We start from the raw sequence: 220 nt of genomic DNA on the forward strand, positions 1-220 counted from the left end.
CGAGTTGTGGCCGTGAAGTGTATCCGGCTATCTCGACAGCCGTCCTTGTTTTAGTGCGCAAAGGCGACTCCATACTTCTCGTTCATGCCCGCAACTTTAAAGGCAGATTCAACAGCCTTGTAGCCGGATTCCTCGAAACAGGCGAAACACTGGAAGAATGTGTAGCCCGCGAAGTGAAAGAGGAAACCGGACTGGACGTGAAGAATATCACTTATTCCGG

The 220-nt window shown here is 50.9% G+C and carries 1 protein-coding gene; it reads left to right on the forward strand.

Going from position 1 to position 220, the window contains the following annotated elements; genetic code table 11:
* Window positions 1-220: NUDIX domain-containing protein (locus HJW02_RS13395; RefSeq protein WP_208050739.1), on the forward strand; the 220-nt coding region annotated here is incomplete at both ends.

The organism is Akkermansia sp. GGCC_0220 (genome assembly GCF_017566105.1).
Taxonomy (GTDB): domain Bacteria; phylum Verrucomicrobiota; class Verrucomicrobiia; order Verrucomicrobiales; family Akkermansiaceae; genus Akkermansia; species Akkermansia massiliensis.